This window comes from Luteimonas sp. TWI596 (genome assembly GCF_039674105.1).
In the GTDB taxonomy this organism is placed as follows: domain Bacteria; phylum Pseudomonadota; class Gammaproteobacteria; order Xanthomonadales; family Xanthomonadaceae; genus Luteimonas.
Window position 1 is genome coordinate 1 of sequence record NZ_JBDJMU010000050.1, and the last position, 870, is coordinate 870.

1 protein-coding gene is annotated in these 870 nt (G+C 62.5%); it reads left to right on the forward strand.

Annotated features, from left to right (window positions below; all coding sequences use genetic code 11):
- Nucleotides 1–870: ISL3 family transposase (locus ABE487_RS17190; RefSeq protein ID WP_346452836.1), on the forward strand; the 870-nt coding region annotated here is incomplete at both ends.

Consider the following 870-nt stretch of genomic DNA (forward strand, 5'->3'; position numbering starts at 1 on the left):
CTGCTTGAATCCAGCAACATCCTGGCTGTTGCCCGCTTTTTCCAACTGGGTTGGCACACGGTCAAGGCGCTCGATAAGGCCCAGTTGCGGCAGGTTGTGCGGGCGCCGGATTGGAGCCAGATCCGGTATCTGGCGATGGATGAGTTCGCCCTGCACAAGGGCCATCGCTACGCCACGGTTGTCGTCGATCCGATCAGCCGTCAGGTGCTGTGGGTCGGCAATGGCCGTTCCCGCGAGACTGCGCGCGCCTTCTTCGAGCAGCTTCCTGCCGGCGTTGCTGAGCAGATCCAGGCCGTCGCGATCGACATGACGACCGCTTACGAGCTGGAGATCAAGGCCAACTGCCCCAACGCCGAGGTCGTCTACGACCTGTTCCATGTGGTGGCCAAGTACGGTCGCGAGGTGATCGACCGGGTGCGGGTGGATCAGGCCAACCAACTGCGCCACGACAAGCCCGCCCGCCGAGTGATCAAATCCAGCCGCTGGCTCCTGCTGCGCAATCGCGACAACCTGGATCGCCGCCAGTCGGTGAGGCTGGACGAACTGCTCGAAGCCAACCAACCCCTGCTCACCGCCTACCTCATGCGCGATGAGCTCAAGCGACTGTGGTTCTACCAGCATCCCAGCTGCGCCCAACGGGCCTGGGAGCACTGGCTGGAGCAGGCCCAATCCAGTGGGATTGCCGCGCTGGCCCATTTCGCGGCCAAGCTCAAAGCCTACCTGCATGGAATCGTGTCGCGCTGCCGGCATCGACTCAACACCAGCATCGTTGAAGGCATCAACAACACCATCAAGGTCATCAAGCGCCGTGCCTACGGGTACCGCGATCAGGAGTACTTCTTCCTGAAGATCCGCGCAGCCTTCCCCGGA